Below are 17,901 nucleotides of genomic sequence, written 5' to 3'. Positions count from 1 at the left end.
GATCGTGGTCACGGAAGGCGACGCCGGGAGTGATCCCGGCGGAGTCGACCGGCACCATCCGCCCGTGGCGACCCTGCACGCGTCACGGTCGGACGTACACGGATCCGGCGTCGCGAACGTGTTCCTGGCCGCGCGCTCGCGACGTCGGTCCCTGTATCGCTGTACCCGGGCACCGTGACCCCCGGGGTTCGGCCGCACCGACGGGTCCGGGGGGACTCGGAGGGCCGGCCCCGGGCTCGGTCCCGCCCCCGGAACAGCCGGGCACCCGGGACAATGGTGGGATGCCCGAAGGCGACAGCGTGTATCAGGCGGCGCGGCGGCTGCGTGCCGCCCTGGTGGATCGTGCGCTGACCGTGACCGACTTCCGGGTGCCCAGGCTGGCGACCGTGGATCTGACCGGGCGCCCGGTGCTGGCGGTGGTCCCGCGCGGCAAGCACCTGTTGACCCGGATCGAGGGCGACGTCACGCTGCACACCCATCTGCGGATGGACGGCACGTGGGAGATCCACCCCACCGGCACCCGCCCGCTCCCCCGCCCCTGGCACGCGATCCGGCTGGTGCTGGCGAACGCGACGCAGACCGCCGTCGGGATGCGGATGCCCGTGGTCGAACTGCTGCGCACCGCCGACGAGTCGACCGTGGTCGGGCACCTGGGGCCGGATCTGCTGGGCCCGGACTGGGATCCGGCCGAGGCCGCCCGCCGCCTGGCCCGCCGCCCGGACCGACCGATCGGCGACGCGCTCCTGGACCAGCGCAACCTGGCCGGGATCGGCAACGTGTACCGGGCGGAGTTGTGCTTCCTGCGCGGGGTCGCCCCCTGGACCCCGGTGGCCGCGGCCGGCGATCCGCATGCGTGGGCGACACTGGCGCACCGCCTGCTGTACGCCAACCGCGACCGGGTCGGGCACGTCACCACGGGCGACACCCGGCCGGGTCGGCGGCACTGGGTCTACGGTCGCGCCGGTCGTCCGTGCGCACGCTGCGGCAGCCCGATCCGGCGGGCCGATCTGGGCGACCCGCCGCGGGTGACGTTCTGGTGCCCGCGCTGTCAACCGTCACCCGATGGGAGTACACCGGGTGACCGACGCCCGGGCGGTTCGTCGTACAGGGCATGACCTGGTCCCGGATCGTGCCCGTCCTGGTGTTGCCCGTCCTGCTGTCGGCCGCGGCCGGCTGCACCAGGGTGGCGGCGCCGGATCCGACGCCGCGACCCGCGCCGCCGCCCGCAGCGGCGGCGGCTCCCGCCACACCGGCCGTGCCCGCGCCCGCCGCCGCGCCCGCCGCCACGTTCGCGGCGGAGCCCGCACCGGCGATCACCGCGATGGCGGGCGGCTCGGCCGACTCCGAAACGGACTCCGAAACCGGGGCCGAGACCGCGGACGAGGCCGAGGCGCCCACGCCCGACCCGGCCGCGGAGTCGGATCCGCCGCGGACCACCCGCCCGCGCCCGCGCGCCGAGGCCGGCCCGGCCCGCCCGCCCCGACCCGCCCGCACCACCGGTTCGGCCCGGCGGCCGAAGCAGGTCGAGATCGACCCGTGCGACGCACTCGCCGCGGGCGGGATCTTCCCCGTCGGCGGCGCCACACACCGCTGGTGCCACCGCCAGGAGGGCCTGCGGTGACACCGATCTCCTTGCCCGGCACCTTTATTGACTGTTCGTCAGATGGCTCGTACGGTCGGCCCGCTGTGCACGCCTAGCGCCGGGAGGCCAACCGTGTTTCGTGAAGCCCTGGATCTGACCGGCCGGGTCGCCGTCGTCACCGGCGCGGCCTCGGGCATCGGCCGCTCCAGCGCCGAGGTGCTGGCCGACCTGGGTGCGACCGTGGTCTGCGCGGACATCCACGAAGCGGGAGCCCAGGAGACCGCGAAGACGATCGTGGCCGCCGGCGGCACCGCGACCGCCGCCGCCGTGGACACCTCCAAGGCGGCCCAGGTGGACGCCCTGATCAACGACGCGGTCGCCGCGCACGGTCGGCTGGACGTACTCGCCAACATCGCCGGGGTGATGCATTCGAGCACGGTGATCGAGACCGAGGAGGCCGACCTCGACCGGGTCCTCGCGATCAACTTCAAGGGCGTCTTCTTCGGCTGTCGGGCCGCCGCGCGCGTGATGTCCGCGCAGGGCTTCGGCAGCATCGTCAACATGGCCTCCGGCGCCGTGGACACCGCGACCTCGGGCCTGCTGTGCTACGGCGCGGCCAAGGCCGCCGTCGTCCAGCTGACCAAGACCCTGGCCACCGAGGTCGGCCCCAGCGGCGTGCGGGTCAACGCGATCGCGCCGGGCTGGATCGTCACCGGGATGACCGGCCGGCACTGGACCGACGCGGACGGCAACGAGGACTTGGAGCGCAAGGCCGCCGTGGCCGCGCCGATGGCCAAAATGACCCCGCTGCGCACCGTCGGCGAGCCCACCGACATCTCCTACGCGGTCGCCTACCTCGCCTCGGACGCCGCCAAGTTCGTCACCGGCCAGATCCTGCGCCCCAACGGCGGCATCGCGATGCCCTGGTAGCCCACCCACGCCGCAGCCCCGCCTCCCGCGAGGGGAGACGGGGCTGCGACAGCTGGTGCGAGCCGCTCAGGCCTGGTTCTCGGCCTGGAACATCCAGCTCATCTTCTCGAGGTCCGCGGCGATCGTGATGAACAGGTCCTGGCTGACCGGGTCCGGCTCCTCGGTGGCCGCGATCCGCTCGCGCATGCGCTCGATCACCGCGCCGTAGACGCCGACGAAGTAGCCGACCACATCGGCGTCCTTGATCCAGCCGGAATCCGGCTGGGGTACGCCGCTGCCCGCGGTGATGCTCGCAGCCCGGCCGTCGGGGTTGTATCCGATCGCCGAGGCGCGCTCGGCGACGGTGTCCGCGAAGGTGCGTGCCGAGGCGACCACCTCGTCCAACTGGAGGTGGATCGAGCGGAAGCGCGGGCCGACCACGTTCCAGTGCGTCTGCTTGGCGACCAGCGAGAGGTCTATCAGGTCGACGAGGGCACCCTGGAGCGCCTCGCCGGTGATCTTGCGTGCCTCGTCGGACAGGGGGCTCTTGACGACGACCATGGTGCTACGACTCCTCGGGGTTGGTGTCGATTCGGCCACCGGGTCGGGGAACCCGGTGTACACGACACCGGATGCCCCGATTCCGTCGATCGATACTCCCGAGTGGGAAAAACCACACCCTCGGTCGTCGTCCTCAGGCCGCCACCACCACGCTCACCGCGTTGTCGGCGGAGATCGGGGCCGGGCCCGACGACCGGTCGTTGCTCTGACGTTCCGCGGCGGCGCGCTCGTTCGGCGTGAAGCCGGCGCCGACCGGTTCCAGCACCGGTCGCATCGCCTCGGCCGAGGCCAGCTCGGCGAGAGCCAGCTCGTCGCTGACCTCCCGCATGAGCACGGACATGCGCACGTCCAGCGCGTCGCAGATCGCGGCGAGCAGTTCGGACGAGGCTTCCTTCTGGCCGCGCTCGACCTCGGACAGGTAGCCAAGGGATACCCGGGCTGAGGACGAAACCTCGCGCAGGGTGCGACCCTGACGCTGGCGCTGGCGCCGCAGCACGTCACCCAGCAGGCGACGGAGCAGGATCATCGGTCGCTCCCTCCTAGGGCGGCTCGGGGGGTCACCACAGCCCCACCGTACCTGCCCGACCGCGCGGGTGTGCCCGCCTTGCGGTCCTGTTCACTCAGGGCGTGGAACCTTGACGGCGGGGGTGTCCAGGGTCCATGGGGTTTGCGGGACGCTCCCGCCTCGATTCGCAGCACGTCGTTGCCCAGCCTTCCGCGTGTCCCGCGCATTCCCGACCGCGGTGGTCTCCCCGGCCGGCGGGCGCTCCCGGTCACCCCGTACACGCCGGGTCCTGCTCGGTCGGCAGCCCCGCCAAGACGCACCGGAGCAGGTCCAGTACGCGGACCGTGGTCATCTCCCGAATCCTGCTCCGACTGCCCGAGAACAGCAGCGACAGCACGGTTGTTCCCTCGGGGCCGGCCACCGCGATGTATACCGTGCCCACGGGCTTGCCGTCCTGGGGGTCCGGACCGGCGACCCCCGTCGTGGCCACCCCGTACGTACCCGACATGATGCGCCGCACACCCTCGGCCATCCGGGCCGCCACGTCCGGGTGAACCGCGCCCTCCGCGGCGAGCAGGTCGGCGTCCACGCCGAGCACCGAGTTCTTGAGATCGGTGGCGTACGCGGTGATCGAGCCGCGCACACTCGCGGACGCACCGGGCACCGCGGTCAGTTCGGCGGCGACCAGGCCGCCGGTGAGCGATTCGGCGACCGCGACGGTGGCGTCGCGCTCGCGCAGCAGGGCCAGGACGACGCCGGCCGGCGTGTCGCCCGCCTCGCCGTAGACGCAGCCGCCGAGCAGTTCCCGGGCCCGCAACGCGGCGGCGTCGACCGCCTCGGCGCCGCCGGGGGCGGTCGCGGTGAGCTTGACCCGGGTCTGGCCCGCGGTCGCGAGGTAGGCCACCTCGACCGCGCCCGCGACCGCGAGCTCCTTCTCCAGCGGTTCCAGCATCCCGGCGATCACGCCCTCGCCGATCGACGCGGTGAGCAGTTGACGCTGGGCCCGGATCGGCGGATCGCCCGCGCGGCGCAGCAGGTCGGGCAGTACCTGCTCCTCGGTCATCGCGATCATCTCGTGCGGCGGGCCGGGCACCGCGTAGACCTGCACGTCGCCGATCGGCAGCGCCACGCCCGGGGCACTGCCGTTCGGGTTGGGCAACGAGCGGCCGCCCTCGGGCACGTCCGCCTGCTGGAGGCCGAGCGCGGTCAGCGTGCGGTTCAGGCCCTGATAGCGCTGCCGCAGCCAGGTTTCGATCGCCGGGTCCCGGCGCAGCGCCACTCCGGCCACGGCCGCTATCGCCTCACGGGTGCGGTCGTCGGAGGTGGGACCGAGGCCGCCGGAGACGATCACCGCGTCGGCGCGCCGCACGGCCTGGCCGAGCACGTCGATCATCTCGTCGAGGCCGTCGCCCACGGTGGAGACGCCGGTGACCCGCAGTCCGGCCGCGGTGAGCCGGCGGCCGAGGGTGACCGCATTGGTGTTCACCACGTCGCCGACGAGCAACTCGTCCCCCACCGCGACCAGTTCGACCTTCAATTCGCGCATGGCCCTTCTCCCCCCGTGGTCGGGATCCGTCCCGACGTCAGACCTGTCCGGCGGGCACCGGCGTGCCGCGTCGCAGTCGTACGGCCTTGACGATGTAGTCCAGGCCGGTCACCACGGTGATGATCACCGCGGCCGCCATGACCCAGGCCCGCGTGCTGGCCAGCGGGCCGGTCATGACCAGTGTGTACATGCCGATCGCGACGCCCTGGAGCATGGTCTTCGCCTTGCCGCCCCGGCTGGCCGGGATCACGCCGTGGCGGATCACCCAGAAGCGCAGCAGGGTGATGCCGATCTCGCGGGCGAGCACCACGAGGGTGACCCACCACGGCAGGTCGCCGAGCGCGGACAGGCTGATCAGCGCGGCACCCATCAGCGCCTTGTCGGCGATCGGATCGACGAGCTTGCCGAAGTCGGTGACCAGGTTGTGCATCCGGGCCAGCTTGCCGTCGAAGAGGTCGCTGATGCTGGCGACGGTGAACGCGGCCCAGGCCCAGGCCCGCCAGGCGGGGTCGTGGCCGCCGTCCTGGAGCAGCAGGACGACGAAGACCGGCACCAGGGCCACCCGCATCATGGTCAGCGCGTTGGCCGCGTTCCAGGCGCTCACCGAGTCGGTGGGGTCGCCGAGGCGGTCCGGCTTCGGCGGGTGGTTGGCGGCGGCGGCGCGAACGGCCTCGGCCGGACGCCGGCGCTGCGGTGCCGGTTCGGCCGTCACCGATCGCCCCCGGGCACGATCACGTCGATCGCCTCTCCGTGCAGGTCCGCGCCCTCGCTGTCGGTGACCCGGACCCGGACCAGATCGCCCACCCGCAGGCCCTCGCCGAGCACCGTGGTCGAGCCGTCGGTCTCGGGGGCCTGGTGGTGTGCGTGGCCCTCGGCGGTGCCGTCCTCGGCCACTTCCTCGATCAGCACGACCACCTCGGTGCCGATCCGGTCCTCGGCGCGTTGCGCGACCAGTTCCTCGGCCAGTCGGGAGATCCGCTCCACGCGCGCGGCCACCACGTCCGGCTCCAGCTTGTCGGCGTAGCCGGCCGCCTCGGTGCCGTCCTCGTCCGAGTAGCCGAACACACCGATGGCGTCCAGTCGGGCGGCGATCAGGAAGCGCTCCAGCTCGTCGACGTCCTCCTCGGTCTCGCCGGGGAAGCCGACGATGAAGTTCGAGCGGGCGCCGGCCTCGGGCGCCTTGGCCCGGGCCTGGTCCAGGAGCGCGGTGAACGCCTCGCGCGAGCCGAACCGGCGCATCCGGCGCAGCACCGGCTCGGAGGCGTGCTGGAAGGACAGGTCGAAGTAGGGCGCGACGCCGGGCGTGCCGGTGAGCACGTCGACCAGGGTCGGCCGCATCTCGGCGGGCTGGAGGTAGTTGACCCGGACCCGCTCGATGCCCTCGACGGCGGCCAGTTCCGGCAGCAGCGTCTCCAAGAGGCGTAGATCGCCCAGGTCCTTGCCGTACGACGTGGAGTTCTCGCTGACCAGGACGATCTCGCGGACGCCCTGCTCGGCCAGCCAGCGGGCCTCGGCGATCACGTCCGAGGGGCGGCGGGAGAGGAAGGAGCCGCGGAAGGAGGGGATGGCGCAGAACGAGCAGCGGCGGTCGCAGCCGGAGGCGAGCTTGAGCGAGGCGACCGGGCCCGAACCGAGCCGGCGGCGCAGCGCACGCGGCCCGGAGGCGGGGGCGATGCCCTCCGGGAGGTCCTCGGGCGCGCCGTGGCCGGGCACCGCGACGTCGGCGGCCTGGCGCTCGACCGGGGTGATCGGCAACAGCGCACGGCGGTCGCGCGGGACGTGCGGGGTGTGCGCGTCGCCCGCGAGGATCGAGCGCAGGCGGGCGGAGATGTCGCCGTAGTCGTCGAAGCCGAGCACGGCGTCCGCCTCGGGCAGGGCGCCCGCGAGCTGGTCACCGTAGCGCTCGGCCAGGCAGCCGACCGCCACGACCGCCTGGGTGCGGCCGTCGCCCTTGAGGTCGGCGGCCTCCAGGACGGTGTCGATCGAATCCTTCTTGGCGGACTCGACGAAACCGCAGGTGTTGACCATGACGACGGAGGCGTCCGAGGCGTCCTCGACGAGGGACCAGCCGTCGGCCTCCAGCCGGCCGGCGAGTTCCTCGGAGTCCACCTCGTTGCGGGCGCAGCCGAGGGTGACCAGGGCGACGGTGCGCAGGGCGGAGGGGCTCTCGGCCGGGGCGGCGGGGCTGGTGGTATCGCGGGCGGACATGCCGGAAAGCCTACGTCAGACGCGGGCGTGGGCCGGACGCAGGGAAGCGTCCGATGGTTCCGGGGAGGTCACGATGGTCGGTCAGCGGGTGGAAGGCGTGGCCGAGGCGGTCGCCCGCATCTGCGGGACGGGGTCGCCGGGCACGAAAGTGTGCTTGACGACGGCGCCCTCCTCGCCCGCCGGGCCCATGTCCTTGCCGTTGACGGTCATCCGGGTGGCGCCGGAGTTGCCGATCTGAACCATGAGCTGCTCGGGGTCGGTGAGCGTCTTGGCTTCGCCCTTGTCCAGGATCGTCTCGAAGATCTGCTTGTTCTTGGCGTCGAACGCGCGGACCCAGCTGCGACCGTCCACCGCGGTGATCGTGACCACCACCTCGGCCGGGAACTCGGGCGGCTTGGCCACCGGCGCGACCGTCGGCGGCGGCGGTGGTGGCGGCGCCGGTGCCGCGGGGGCGGCCGAGGTCGGCGTGACCCGCGACGCGGTCTCCTTCTGGTCGTCCTCGGCGCGTCCGCCGGCGAGTTGGATGAAGGCGAAGATCAGCACGATGACCACGGCGACGCCCATGGCCAGGGTCCAGTTCGGCCTGCGGTACTCGATCGACTTGCGCGGGGAGTCGAAGATCTCGGTCGGGCGGGGGGTGCTGGTCCCGCCGACCGTGTGGTCGTACTCGGCGACCAGCGGCTCCGGATCCAGGCCCGTCGCGCGGGCCAGGGTGCGGATGTGACCGCGGGCGTAGAAGTCGCCGCCGCAGGGTTCGAAGTCGTCGTGTTCGACCCCCTCGATGATGACCTGTCGGATGCGGGTGACCTCACTGAGCCGTTCCACAGTGAGACCGGACCGCACTCGCGCCTCGGCGAGGCTCTGACCGATCGACACGATTCGCCCCTTATGAGTCATTCATCACGCCTGACACCAATCATCACTTAAGTCAGATCATTCACCGCGCAGCGTGGCCATAATCTGCTCGATTTCATCCGGTTTGATCAAAACTTCGCGCGCCTTGGAACCCTCACTCGGTCCCACGATGTCCCGGCTCTCCATCAGGTCCATCAAGCGGCCCGCCTTGGCGAAGCCGACCCGCAGCTTGCGCTGGAGCATCGAGGTCGAGCCGAACTGGGTGGACACCACCAGTTCGACCGCCTGGCAGAGCAGGTCGAGGTCGTCGCCGACGTCCTCGTCCACCTGCTTCTTGCGATCCGGCGCGGCGGTGACCTCCTCGCGGTACTCCGGCTGGAGTTGCTCCTTGCAGTGCCGGGCGACCGCCTCGATCTCGTCCTCGGTGACGTAGGCGCCCTGCATCCGGATCGGCTTGCTCGCACCCATCGGCAGGAACAGCGCGTCGCCCTTGCCGATCAGCTTCTCCGCGCCGGGCTGGTCCAGGATCACCCGGCTGTCCGCGAGCGAGGAGGTGGCGAAGGCGAGCCGGGAGGGCACGTTGGCCTTGATCAGCCCGGTCACCACGTCGACGCTGGGCCGCTGGGTGGCCAGCACCAGGTGGATGCCCGCCGCGCGGGCGAGCTGGGTGATCCGCACGATCGAGTCCTCGACGTCGCGCGGGGCGACCATCATCAGGTCGGCCAACTCGTCCACGATCACCAGCAGATACGGGTACGGCTGCGCCTCGCGCTCGCTGCCCGGCGGCATCTTGAGCTTGCCCGCACGCACCGCGACGTTGAAGTCGTCCACGTGCCGGAAGCCGAAGTTGGCCAGGTCGTCGTAGCGCATGTCCATCTCGCGCACGACCCACTGGAGCGCCTCGGCCGCCTTCTTCGGGTTGGTGATGATCGGCGTGATCAGGTGCGGGATGCCCTCGTAGGTGGTCAGTTCGACCCGCTTGGGGTCGACCAGCACCATCCGCACCTCCTCGGGCGTGGCCCGCATCATGATCGAGGTGATCAGCCCGTTGATGCAGCTCGACTTGCCCGCACCGGTGGCGCCCGCGACCAGCAGGTGCGGCATCTTGGCCAGGTTGGCCACCACGTCGTTGCCCTCGACGTCCTTGCCGAGCGCGGCGATCATCGGGTGCGCGTCGCCGGCCGCGGTCTCCGAGGCCAGGATGTCGCCGAGGCTGACCATCTCGCGGTCGGTGTTGGGGATCTCGATGCCGACCGCGGACTTGCCCGGGATCGGGCTGATGATCCGCACGTCCGCACTGGCCACCGCGTACGCGATGTTCTTGGCCAGTGCGGTGATCCGCTCGACCTTGACCGCCGGACCCAACTCGATCACGTAGCGGGTCACCGTCGGGCCCCGGGAGAAACCGGTGACCTGCGCGTCCACGTTGAACTGTTCGAACACCTTGGACAGTGCGGCGACCACGTCGTCGTTGGCCTTGCTGCGGGCCTTGGCCGGCGGACCCTTCTTGAGCAGCGAGGGGCCGGGCAGGTGGTAGGTGATGTCGCCGGACAGCTTCAACTGCTCGCTGCGCGGCGGCGCGGGGGTGTGCGCGGGCGCATCGGCGGCCCGGGCCCGCAGGTCGGTCACCACCCGGGCGGCGGCCGCCTTGCGCGAGCGCGCCGGCGGTACCACCAGGCCCGCGTCGTTCGCGTCCAACGCCGCGGCGGCAGCCGCGGCCACGTCGACGGCGTCCGGATGGCCGCTCGCGGCGGGGCTCGGCCGGCGGCGCGGCCGGGTCCGGCGGACCGGTGCGGGCGGCTCCTCGTCCTCGTCGAAACCGGCGAAGCCGCTCGGGTGGTCGTCCTCGTCCACGAACTCGGGCTCCGGCCCCTCGATGAAGCCGAGGAAGACCGCGAGCCGCTCGGGCGCCGTGTTGATCGGTGTCGCGGTTACCACGAGCAGACCGAACACCAGCACCAGCACCAGCAGCGGCACCGCGACCCATCGGGTGACCAGGTGCACGGGCGGCGTCGCGAAGGCCCAGCCGACCAGGCCGCCGGCGTCGCGCATCGCGTCCGCGCCGTCGCCCGGTTGCGGGGTCCCGCAGCCGACGTGGATCAGGCCGAGCACGCCGCACACCAGCGCCGTGCAGCCGATCATGATCCGCCCGGTGGCGTCCTTCTGGTCGGGATGGCGCATCACCCGCACGCCCAGCGCGCCGACCAGGAACGGCACCAGCAGGTCGAGCCGGCCGACCAGGCCCGCGACCACCGCGTTGACCGCTTCGCCGACCGCGCCGTCGATGGTGCCCCAGGCGCCTGCGGCGATCACTATGGCCAGGCCGAGCAGGGCCAGACCCAGGCCGTCGCGGCGGTGTGCGGGGTCGAGGCCGCGCGCACCGGAGCCGATGCCGCGTGCGGCCGAGCCGAACGCGTGGGCGAGCCCCAGCCACAACCGCTTGAGCCCCCGCCCGAGCAGCGCGGGCAGTCCGCCGAGCAGTTTCGGCGGGGGCGGCGGAGGTGGAGCGGGCTTCTTTGCAACAGCCTTCTTCTTTGCGGCCGTGCGCGGTTGCGCTCCGCCGCCGGACGCACGTGTGGCCATGTTCCGAGGTTACCGGTGGACCCTTCCCACCTCGTGTGTCCCGGCTCCGGGGGCGCGCGTGTCGGACCCGCGCTGGTCCGTCGGGGTGATCCCGGCGGCTCCGGGCGCTGCTCGGCGCACGTCGGCCGGGTCCCGGTCCGGGCCGGCCGACGTGCGAAGCCGAAGGGTCAGTCGTCTGCCTCGCCGGTGTCCGGCGCGGGCACCAGCGGCGGGCCGCCGTGGCCGGCCGCGGCCGGGGCGAGGGCGTCGAGCGCGGCGCGCATCCGGGCCAATCGGCGGCGCAGTTGGCCCGCCGAGGCGGCCAGGATCGGATCGTCGGTCGACTCGACCTGTTTGGCCATGCCGTCGGCCTGCTCCTCGACCGAGGCCAGCCGCGAGGACAGCTCCGCGATCACGTCCGTCCCGGCCCGATCCGCGCCGGCGACCCCTTCGAGTCGCCCGCGCAGCAGCGTGGCCTGTTCGCGCAGTTGGCAGTTCTTCTTGTACAGGTCCACGAACACGGAGACCTTGGCCCGCAGCACCCACGGGTCGAACGGCTTGGAGATGTAGTCGACGGCACCGGCCGCGTAGCCGCGGAAGGTGTGGTGCGGACCGTGGTTGATCGCGGTCAGGAAGATGATCGGGATGTCCCGGGTCTTCTCCCGGCGCTTGATGTGCGCGGCTGTCTCGAAACCGTCCATGCCGGGCATCTGGACGTCGAGCAGAATCACCGCGAACTCGTCCGTGAGCAGCGCCTTGAGGGCTTCCTCGCCCGAGTGCGCCCGAACCAGGGTCTGGTCCAGCGCGGACAGGATCGCCTCCAGGGCGAGCAGATTCTCCTGACGGTCATCGACCAGGAGGATCTTGGCCTTCTCCGTCATGGCCCACCCTCTTCGATCCGACACGGTGGGTGACCCCGCGTATCGGTCGGCTCCACTCGTCCTTGTGCATGATTTCGGTTTACGCGGCCCTGAATGACACAGCCTCGATCGACACGGTTTCGCTCGACACAGCCTCGGCCGAGATCGCCCCGGCGCACGCCACGCCGGTCGAGCACACGTTCCGGGTGGTGCTCGTCCCGGTCATGGTAGTGGCCAGGCGATCGACTCGGCAGGTATTCCGAAACAGACGACCGCATGGTGTCACCACGCCTCGACCCACGGTCGCGACAACACCGCATCGACCCCTCCGCCCCTTCAACGTCGCTCGGTCCGTTCGGGTTCCATCATGGGCTGCCCGCAGCCCCGGAAGCGAACTAGTGGTCGAGCCAGGTCCGGATGAGTCCCAACAAGTGCCGCGTATCGACCGGCTTGGCGACGTAGTCGGAAGCCCCGGAGTCGATGCTCTTCTCCTGATCCCCCTTCATCGCCTTCGCGGTCAGCGCGATGATCGGAAGACCCGCGTACTGCGGCATCCGGCGAATCGCCGAGGTCGTGGCATAGCCGTCCATCTCGGGCATCATCACGTCCATCAGCACGATCGCGATGTCGTCGTGCGCCTGGAGCACCTCGATGCCCTCGCGGCCGTTCTCCGCGTACAGCACGCTCAGCCCGTACTGCTCCAGCACGCTGGTCAGGGCGAACACGTTGCGCACGTCGTCGTCGACGATCAGCACCCGCTCGCCCTCGAACGTGCCCTCGAACGGCTCGACCACCGGCTTGGCCGGGGCCGCGTGCTCGCCGCGGCCCGGACCGGTGGCGGCCACGACCGCGCGAGTCAGCGCGTCCGGGGTGGAGACCCGCTGGAGCAGCACGATCCGGCGCCGGTAGCCGCGCAGCCGGCCCGACTCGGAGCGGGTCGGCCGGTGCGGGACGTGCACCACCACCGGCAGGTTCTGCAACTCCGTCCGGGAGGCGACCGCGTCCAGCACCTGCCAGGCGCCCTCGTCGGCCAGCCGCAGGTCCACCACCAGGCACGCGGGCGGCGCCTCGACGAGCAGCCGGACCGCCTCGCCCTCGTCCGTGGCGGTGCTCAACTCGATCGCCCCGTCCATCGCGGCCAGCGCCGTGGCCAGCGGGGCGCCGTCGGACTGCGGCGTCTCCACCACCAGCACCCGGCGCGGCACCCGCTCGCCCGTGTCGTCGGCCGCCGGTTCGCCGTCCGTGAGGAGGTCGGGAGCGTCGCTGAGCAGCGGGGTGGACGGCGCCGCGGGGGGCAGTGCGGTTCGGTACGGCGTCGGGGCCAGTTCGTTCTGCCGGTCCGGGCCGACCTCGTCGCCGGGGACCAGGACGCTGTCCAGCGGGAGGTAGAGGGTGAACGTGCTGCCCCGGCCCGGCATGCTCTCGGCGTGGATCTCGCCGCCGAGCAGCCAGGCGATCTCCCGGCTGATCGACAGCCCCAGTCCGGTTCCGCCGTAGCGGCGGCTGGTGGTGCCGTCGGCCTGCTGGAAGGCCTCGAAGATCACCTTGAGCTTGTCCACCGCGATGCCGATGCCGGTGTCGATCACCGAAAACGCCACGGCGTGCTCGGCGTTGTCCAACTCGGTGTTGGTCAGCGGGATGTCGTCGGTGAGTGTGATCAACACCTCGACCGAGCCGGAGTCGGTGAACTTGACCGCGTTCGAGAGCAGGTTGCGCAACACCTGCTGCAGGCGCTGCTCGTCGGTGAACAGGATGCCGGGCACCGCGGGCGAGACGTGCACCGTGAAGTCGAGGTTCTTCTCCGAGGTCAGCGGCCGGATGGTCGCCTCGACGTAGTCCATCAACTGGGCCAGCGCGATCCGCGCGGGCCGCACGTCCATCTTTCCGGCCTGCACCTTGGACAGGTCCAGGATGTCGTTGATCAGTTGCAGCAGATCGGATCCGGCGCCGTGGATGGTCTCGGCGAACTCGACCTGCTTGCGGGTCAGGTTGCCCTCGACGTTGTCCGCGAGCAGCTTGGCCAGGATCAGCAGGCTGTTCAGCGGCGTGCGCAACTCGTGCGACATGTTGGCGAGGAACTCGGACTTGTACTTGGAGGACAGCGCAAGCTGCTCGGCGCGCTCCTCGAGCGCCTGGCGGGCCTGTTCGATCTCCCGGTTCTTGATCTCGATGTCCCGGTTCTGCCGGGCGAGCAGCGCCGCCTTGTCCTCCAACTCGGCGTTGGAGTGCCGCAGTTCGCCCTGCTGGCGCTGTAGCTCCTCGGAGCGTTCCTGGAGTTCCTCGGTCAGCCGCTGCGATTCGGCCAGCAACATCTCGGTGCGCGAGTTCGCCATGATCGTGTTGACCGTGACGCCGATCTGCTCGTTGAGCTGCTCCAGGAAGTTGCGGTGCACCTTGGTGAACGGGCGGAACGAGGCGAGTTCGAGCACGCCGAGCAACTGGTCCTCGAACAGCACGGGCAGCACGATCACATTCGCCGGGGCCGCCTCGCCCAGGCCGGAGGCGATCTTGATGTAGCCGGGCGGCGCGTCCAGGATCAGGATCGAGCGCTTCTCCAACGCGGCCTGGCCGACCAGCGACTGGCCGAGCCGGAAGCGGGTGGGCACACCGCCGCCGTCCTGGTAGCCGTAGGAGGCGATCAGCCGCAGCTCGACCACGTCCTCCTGGGTCAGCTCGGCCAGGAAGAACGCGCCGTGCTGGGCGTCCACGACCGGGGTGAGCTCGCTCATGATCAGTGCGGCGACCGCCATCAGGTCGCGGCGGCCCTGCATGAGACCGGAAATCCGGGCCAGGTTGGTCTTGAGCCAGTCCTGTTCGCGGTTGGCCCTGGTGGTCTCGCGCAGGTTGTAGATCATCTGGTTGATGTTGTCCTTGAGCTCGTCGAGCTCTCCGGACGCGTCGACCGCGATCTGCAGGGACAGGTCGCCGCGGGTCACCGCGGTTGCCACCTCGGCGATGGCCCGCACCTGGCGGGTCAGGTTGCCGGCCAACTCGTTGACGTTCTCGGTGAGTTGCTTCCAGGTACCGGAGACGCCCTCGACCTCGGCCTGGCCGCCGAGCATGCCCTCGGTGCCCACCTCGCGGGCCACCCGGGTGACCTCGCCGGCGAACGCGGACAACTGGTCGACCATCGTGTTGATCGTGGTCTTGAGTTCGAGCATCTCGCCGCGCGCGTCCACGTCGATCTTCTGCGACAGGTCGCCGCCCGCGATCGCGGTGGTCACCTTGGCGATGTTGCGGACCTGGCCGGTGAGGTTGTCCGCCATCGAGTTGACGTTGTCGGTCAGGTCCTTCCAGGTGCCCGAGACGCCGGGGACGTGCGCCTGGCCGCCCAGGATGCCCTCGGTGCCCACCTCGCGCGCGACGCGGGTGACCTCGTCGGCGAACGCCCGGAGCGTGTCCACCATCGTGTTGATCGTGCCCGCGAGACCGGCCATCTCGCCCTTGGCCTCGACCGTGCTCTTCTGCGACAGGTCGCCGTCGGCCACCGCCGTGGCCACCTGGGCGATGTTGCGGACCTGGGACGTCAGGTTGTTGGCCATGACGTTGACGTTGTCGGTCAGGTCCTTCCAGATGCCGGACACCCCGCGCACCCGCGCCTGGCCGCCGAGTCGGCCCTCGGTGCCCACCTCGCGGGCCACCCGGGTCACCTCGTCGGCGAACGCGGAGAGCTGGTCGACCATCGTGTTGACGGTCTCCTTCAGCTCCAGGATCTCGCCGCGCGCGTCCACGGTGATCTTCTTGGACAGGTCGCCGGTGGCCACGGCCGTGGTCACGTCGGCGATGCTGCGCACCTGGCCGGTCAGGTTGCCGGCCATCACGTTGACCGACTCGGTCAGGTCCTTCCAGGTGCCCGAGACGCCCTTGACGTCGGCCTGGCCGCCGAGTCGGCCCTCGGTGCCCACCTCGCGCGCGACGCGGGTCACCTCGTCGGCGAAGCCGGAGAGCTGGTCGACCATCGTGTTCACGGTGTTCTTGAGTTCGAGGATCTCGCCGCGTGCGTCGACGGTGATCTTCTGCGACAGGTCGCCGCGGGCCACCGCCGTGGTGACCTGACCCAGACTGCGCACCTGTTCGGTGAGGTTTCCGGCCATCGAGTTCACCGAGTAGGTGAGGTCGCGCCAGACGCCGGCCACGCCCAACACCTGCGCCTGGCCGCCGAGTCGGCCCTCGGTGCCCACCTCGCGGGCCACCCGGGTCACCTCGTCGGCGAACGCGGAGAGCTGGTCGACCATCGTGTTGACGGTGTTCTTGACCTCGAGGATCTCGCCTCGGGCGTCGACGTCGATCTTCTTGGACAGGTCGCCGCGCGCGACCGCCGTGGTCACCTCGGCGATGTTGCGGACCTGGGCGGTCAGGTTGCCCGCCATGAAATTCACCGAGTCGGTCAGGTCGAGCCAGACGCCGGCGACGCCCGGGACGACCCGGGCCTGACCGCCCAGGCGCCCCTCACCGCCGACCTCGCGGGCGACGCGGGTGACCTCCGAGGCGAACGCGGACAGCTGGTCCACCATCGTGTTGACGGTGTTCTTGAGCTCCAGCATCTCGCCGGAGACGTCGACCGTGATCTTCTGCGACAGGTCGCCCCGGGCGACCGCGGTGGAGACCTGGGCGATGTTGCGCACCTGGCCGGTCAGGTTGCCGGCCATCACGTTGACCGAGTCGGTCAGGTCCTTCCAGGTGCCGGCCACCCCGGACACCTGCGCCTGACCGCCGAGGATGCCCTCGCTGCCCACCTCGCGGGCCACCCGGGTCACCTCCGAGGCGAACGCGCTCAGCTGGCCGACCATGGTGTTGACGGTGTTCTTGAGCTCCAGCATCTCGCCGGAGACGTCCACGGTGATCTTCTGCGACAGGTCGCCCTGGGCCACCGCCGTGGTCACCCCGGCGATGTCGCGGACCTGCGCGGTGAGGTTGAAGAAGGCGGTGTTGACCGAGTCGGTCAGGTCCTTCCAGATGCCCGCGCCGCCGGGTACCTGGGCCTGGCCGCCGAGCCGGCCCTCGAAGCCGACCTCGCGGGCGACCCGGGTCACCTCGGAGGCGAACGTGCGCAGCGTGCCGGTCATCGCGTTGATCGTCTCGGCGAGCTGGGCCATCTCGCCGCGCGCGGACACGGTGATGGTCTGCGACAGGTCGCCGTAGGCGACCGCCTTGGTCACCTGCGCGATGTCGCGGACCTGGGCGGTCAGGTTGCCCGCCATGATGTTGACCGAGTCGGTGAGGTCCTTCCAGGTGCCCGAGACGCCCTCCACCCGGGCCTGCCCGCCGAGGCGGCCCTCGGTGCCGACCTCCCGGGCCACCCGGGTGACCTCCTGGGCGAAGCCGGAGAGCTGGTCGACCATCGTGTTGACGGTCTCCTTCAGCTCCAGCATCTCGCCGGCCACCTCGACGGTGACCGTGCGGGACAGGTCGCCCTTGGCCACCGCGGTGGTCACCAGCGCGATGTCACGCACCTGGAGGGTCAACCGACTGGCCATCGTGTTGACCGAGTCGGTGAGGTCCTTCCAACTGCCGGACACCCCGCGCACCCGGGCCTGGCCGCCCAGCTTGCCCTCGGTGCCCACCTCGCGGGCCACTCGGGTGACCTCGTCGGCGAACGCGCTGAGCTGGTCCACCAGGCCGTTGGCGGTACGGCCCATCCGCAGGAACTCGCCGCGAAGCGGCTGCTCGGCGATCCGCAGGTCCATCCGCTGGGACAGATCGCCCTCGGCGACCGCGGCCAACACCCGGCCGACCTCGACGGTCGGCCGGACCAGGTCCTCCACGAGTGCGTTGGCCGCGTCGATGCTGGTCGCCCAGGCGCCCTCGCCCGGTCCCGGATCGAGCCGCTCGGTGAGCTTGCCCTCCCGACCGACCACCCGGCGGACCCGGGCCAACTCACCGGCGAGGTGCTGGTTGCGCTCGACCATGTCGTTGAACGCGACGGCGATCTCGGACATGATCCCGTCGCCGGAGACCGTCAGGCGCTTGCGGAAGTTGCCGTCACGCACACCGGTCAGCGCGGCCAGCAGCCGACGCAGATCCTGCTCGTCGTGCCGGCTCCGGGCGGCCGTCGTCCGTGCCTGCCCTGGGGAAGCCTTCGCCATCTCGCATTTCCTCCGCCGGACCGATTCGCCGCGACCGCTCGTGCGCCCGGTCGCTTGCCATCGACAGTCTTTCACTCACAGGGTTGAGAGCAGAGGCGGTCCGGGAGGATGGTGCTTGTCATCCGGAAAGTGTGGGCTCGAAAGGCCCGCTCGGCCGGAACTTCTGTCGGAATCGTGACGGATCCGTCACTGTTTGGAAGGGGTCCGCCCGATCGTCCGAAACCGAT

At 71.2% G+C, this 17,901-nt stretch carries 12 protein-coding genes; 3 read left to right on the top strand and 9 right to left on the bottom strand.

Annotated elements, in window-relative coordinates:
• Positions 1-281: 281 nt before the first annotated feature.
• The 3 genes from ACZOOI_RS20990 (at position 282) to ACZOOI_RS20980 (ending at position 2,512) form a co-directional block, all read left to right on the top strand.
• A complete protein-coding gene (locus tag ACZOOI_RS20990; protein ID WP_465277282.1) occupies positions 282-1,115 on the top strand; it encodes a DNA-formamidopyrimidine glycosylase family protein in 834 nt (277 codons plus the stop codon).
• Positions 1,112-1,621, top strand: coding sequence for a hypothetical protein (locus tag ACZOOI_RS20985; RefSeq protein ID WP_465277281.1), 510 nt, complete (start codon positions 1,112-1,114; stop codon positions 1,619-1,621). The genes ACZOOI_RS20990 and ACZOOI_RS20985 overlap by 4 nt, the downstream gene beginning before the upstream one ends.
• A 93-nt stretch (positions 1,622-1,714) precedes the next feature.
• The gene (locus ACZOOI_RS20980) at positions 1,715-2,512 is read left to right on the top strand and encodes an SDR family NAD(P)-dependent oxidoreductase (protein WP_465277280.1); all 798 of its coding nucleotides are present in this window, start codon (positions 1,715-1,717) and stop codon (positions 2,510-2,512) included.
• 66 nt (positions 2,513-2,578) lie between these two features.
• Here ACZOOI_RS20980 and ACZOOI_RS20975 read toward each other — a convergent pair whose 3' ends face one another.
• The 9 genes from ACZOOI_RS20975 to ACZOOI_RS20935 form a co-directional block, all read right to left on the bottom strand.
• Positions 2,579-3,052, bottom strand: a complete 474-nt coding sequence (locus ACZOOI_RS20975; protein ID WP_391582741.1) for a Dps family protein — start codon at positions 3,050-3,052, stop codon at positions 2,579-2,581.
• Positions 3,053-3,185: 133 nt separating this feature from the next.
• Complete coding sequence (locus tag ACZOOI_RS20970) at positions 3,186-3,578, bottom strand: helix-turn-helix domain-containing protein (protein ID WP_465277279.1); 393 nt, start codon at positions 3,576-3,578, stop codon at positions 3,186-3,188.
• Between the two features lie 247 nt (positions 3,579-3,825).
• Positions 3,826-5,103 carry a CinA family nicotinamide mononucleotide deamidase-related protein gene (locus ACZOOI_RS20965; protein ID WP_465277278.1) on the bottom strand — a complete coding sequence of 426 codons (1,278 nt, stop codon included), beginning with the start codon at positions 5,101-5,103 and terminating at the stop codon, positions 3,826-3,828.
• Between the two features lie 37 nt (positions 5,104-5,140).
• Positions 5,141-5,815: a CDP-diacylglycerol--glycerol-3-phosphate 3-phosphatidyltransferase gene (gene pgsA, locus ACZOOI_RS20960; protein WP_391582744.1), complete on the bottom strand. Its 675-nt coding sequence runs from the start codon at positions 5,813-5,815 to the stop codon at positions 5,141-5,143.
• Complete coding sequence (gene rimO, locus ACZOOI_RS20955; protein WP_465277277.1) at positions 5,812-7,311, bottom strand: 30S ribosomal protein S12 methylthiotransferase RimO; 1,500 nt, start codon at positions 7,309-7,311, stop codon at positions 5,812-5,814. The genes pgsA and rimO overlap by 4 nt, the downstream gene beginning before the upstream one ends.
• 81 nt (positions 7,312-7,392) lie before the next feature.
• A complete protein-coding gene (locus tag ACZOOI_RS20950) occupies positions 7,393-8,187 on the bottom strand; it encodes a helix-turn-helix domain-containing protein (protein WP_465277276.1) in 795 nt (264 codons plus the stop codon).
• Positions 8,188-8,244: 57 nt separating this feature from the next.
• Entirely contained in the window at positions 8,245-10,749 is a 2,505-nt protein-coding gene (locus tag ACZOOI_RS20945) for a DNA translocase FtsK (protein ID WP_465277275.1), read from the bottom strand.
• Between the two features lie 167 nt (positions 10,750-10,916).
• Positions 10,917-11,609: a response regulator gene (locus tag ACZOOI_RS20940; RefSeq protein ID WP_465277274.1), complete on the bottom strand. Its 693-nt coding sequence runs from the start codon at positions 11,607-11,609 to the stop codon at positions 10,917-10,919.
• Positions 11,610-11,983: 374 nt separating this feature from the next.
• Positions 11,984-17,674 (bottom strand): HAMP domain-containing protein, encoded by a 5,691-nt coding sequence (locus tag ACZOOI_RS20935; RefSeq protein ID WP_465277273.1) that lies wholly within the window; start codon positions 17,672-17,674, stop codon positions 11,984-11,986.
• Positions 17,675-17,901 lie beyond the last annotated feature (227 nt).

The organism is Embleya sp. L77 (assembly GCF_055557415.1).
The sequence above is the reverse complement of the archived record's forward strand: the minus strand, read 5'-3'. Positions and strand labels throughout refer to the sequence as shown.

What these genes read in the sequence shown, in the direction of transcription:
- ACZOOI_RS20940 (WP_465277274.1), bottom strand. Translation starts at nt 11,609, where the DNA reads ATGACGGAGAAGGCCAAGATCCTCCTGGTCGATGACCGTCAGGAGAAT.
- ACZOOI_RS20990 (WP_465277282.1), top strand. Translation starts at nt 282, where the DNA reads ATGCCCGAAGGCGACAGCGTGTATCAGGCGGCGCGGCGGCTGCGTGCC.
- ACZOOI_RS20965 (WP_465277278.1), bottom strand. Translation starts at nt 5,103, where the DNA reads ATGCGCGAATTGAAGGTCGAACTGGTCGCGGTGGGGGACGAGTTGCTC.
- ACZOOI_RS20975 (WP_391582741.1), bottom strand. Translation starts at nt 3,052, where the DNA reads ATGGTCGTCGTCAAGAGCCCCCTGTCCGACGAGGCACGCAAGATCACC.
- ACZOOI_RS20970 (WP_465277279.1), bottom strand. Translation starts at nt 3,578, where the DNA reads ATGATCCTGCTCCGTCGCCTGCTGGGTGACGTGCTGCGGCGCCAGCGC.
- ACZOOI_RS20985 (WP_465277281.1), top strand. Translation starts at nt 1,112, where the DNA reads ATGACCTGGTCCCGGATCGTGCCCGTCCTGGTGTTGCCCGTCCTGCTG.
- ACZOOI_RS20945 (WP_465277275.1), bottom strand. Translation starts at nt 10,749, where the DNA reads ATGGCCACACGTGCGTCCGGCGGCGGAGCGCAACCGCGCACGGCCGCA.
- rimO (WP_465277277.1), bottom strand. Translation starts at nt 7,311, where the DNA reads ATGTCCGCCCGCGATACCACCAGCCCCGCCGCCCCGGCCGAGAGCCCC.
- ACZOOI_RS20935 (WP_465277273.1), bottom strand. Translation starts at nt 17,674, where the DNA reads ATGGCGAAGGCTTCCCCAGGGCAGGCACGGACGACGGCCGCCCGGAGC.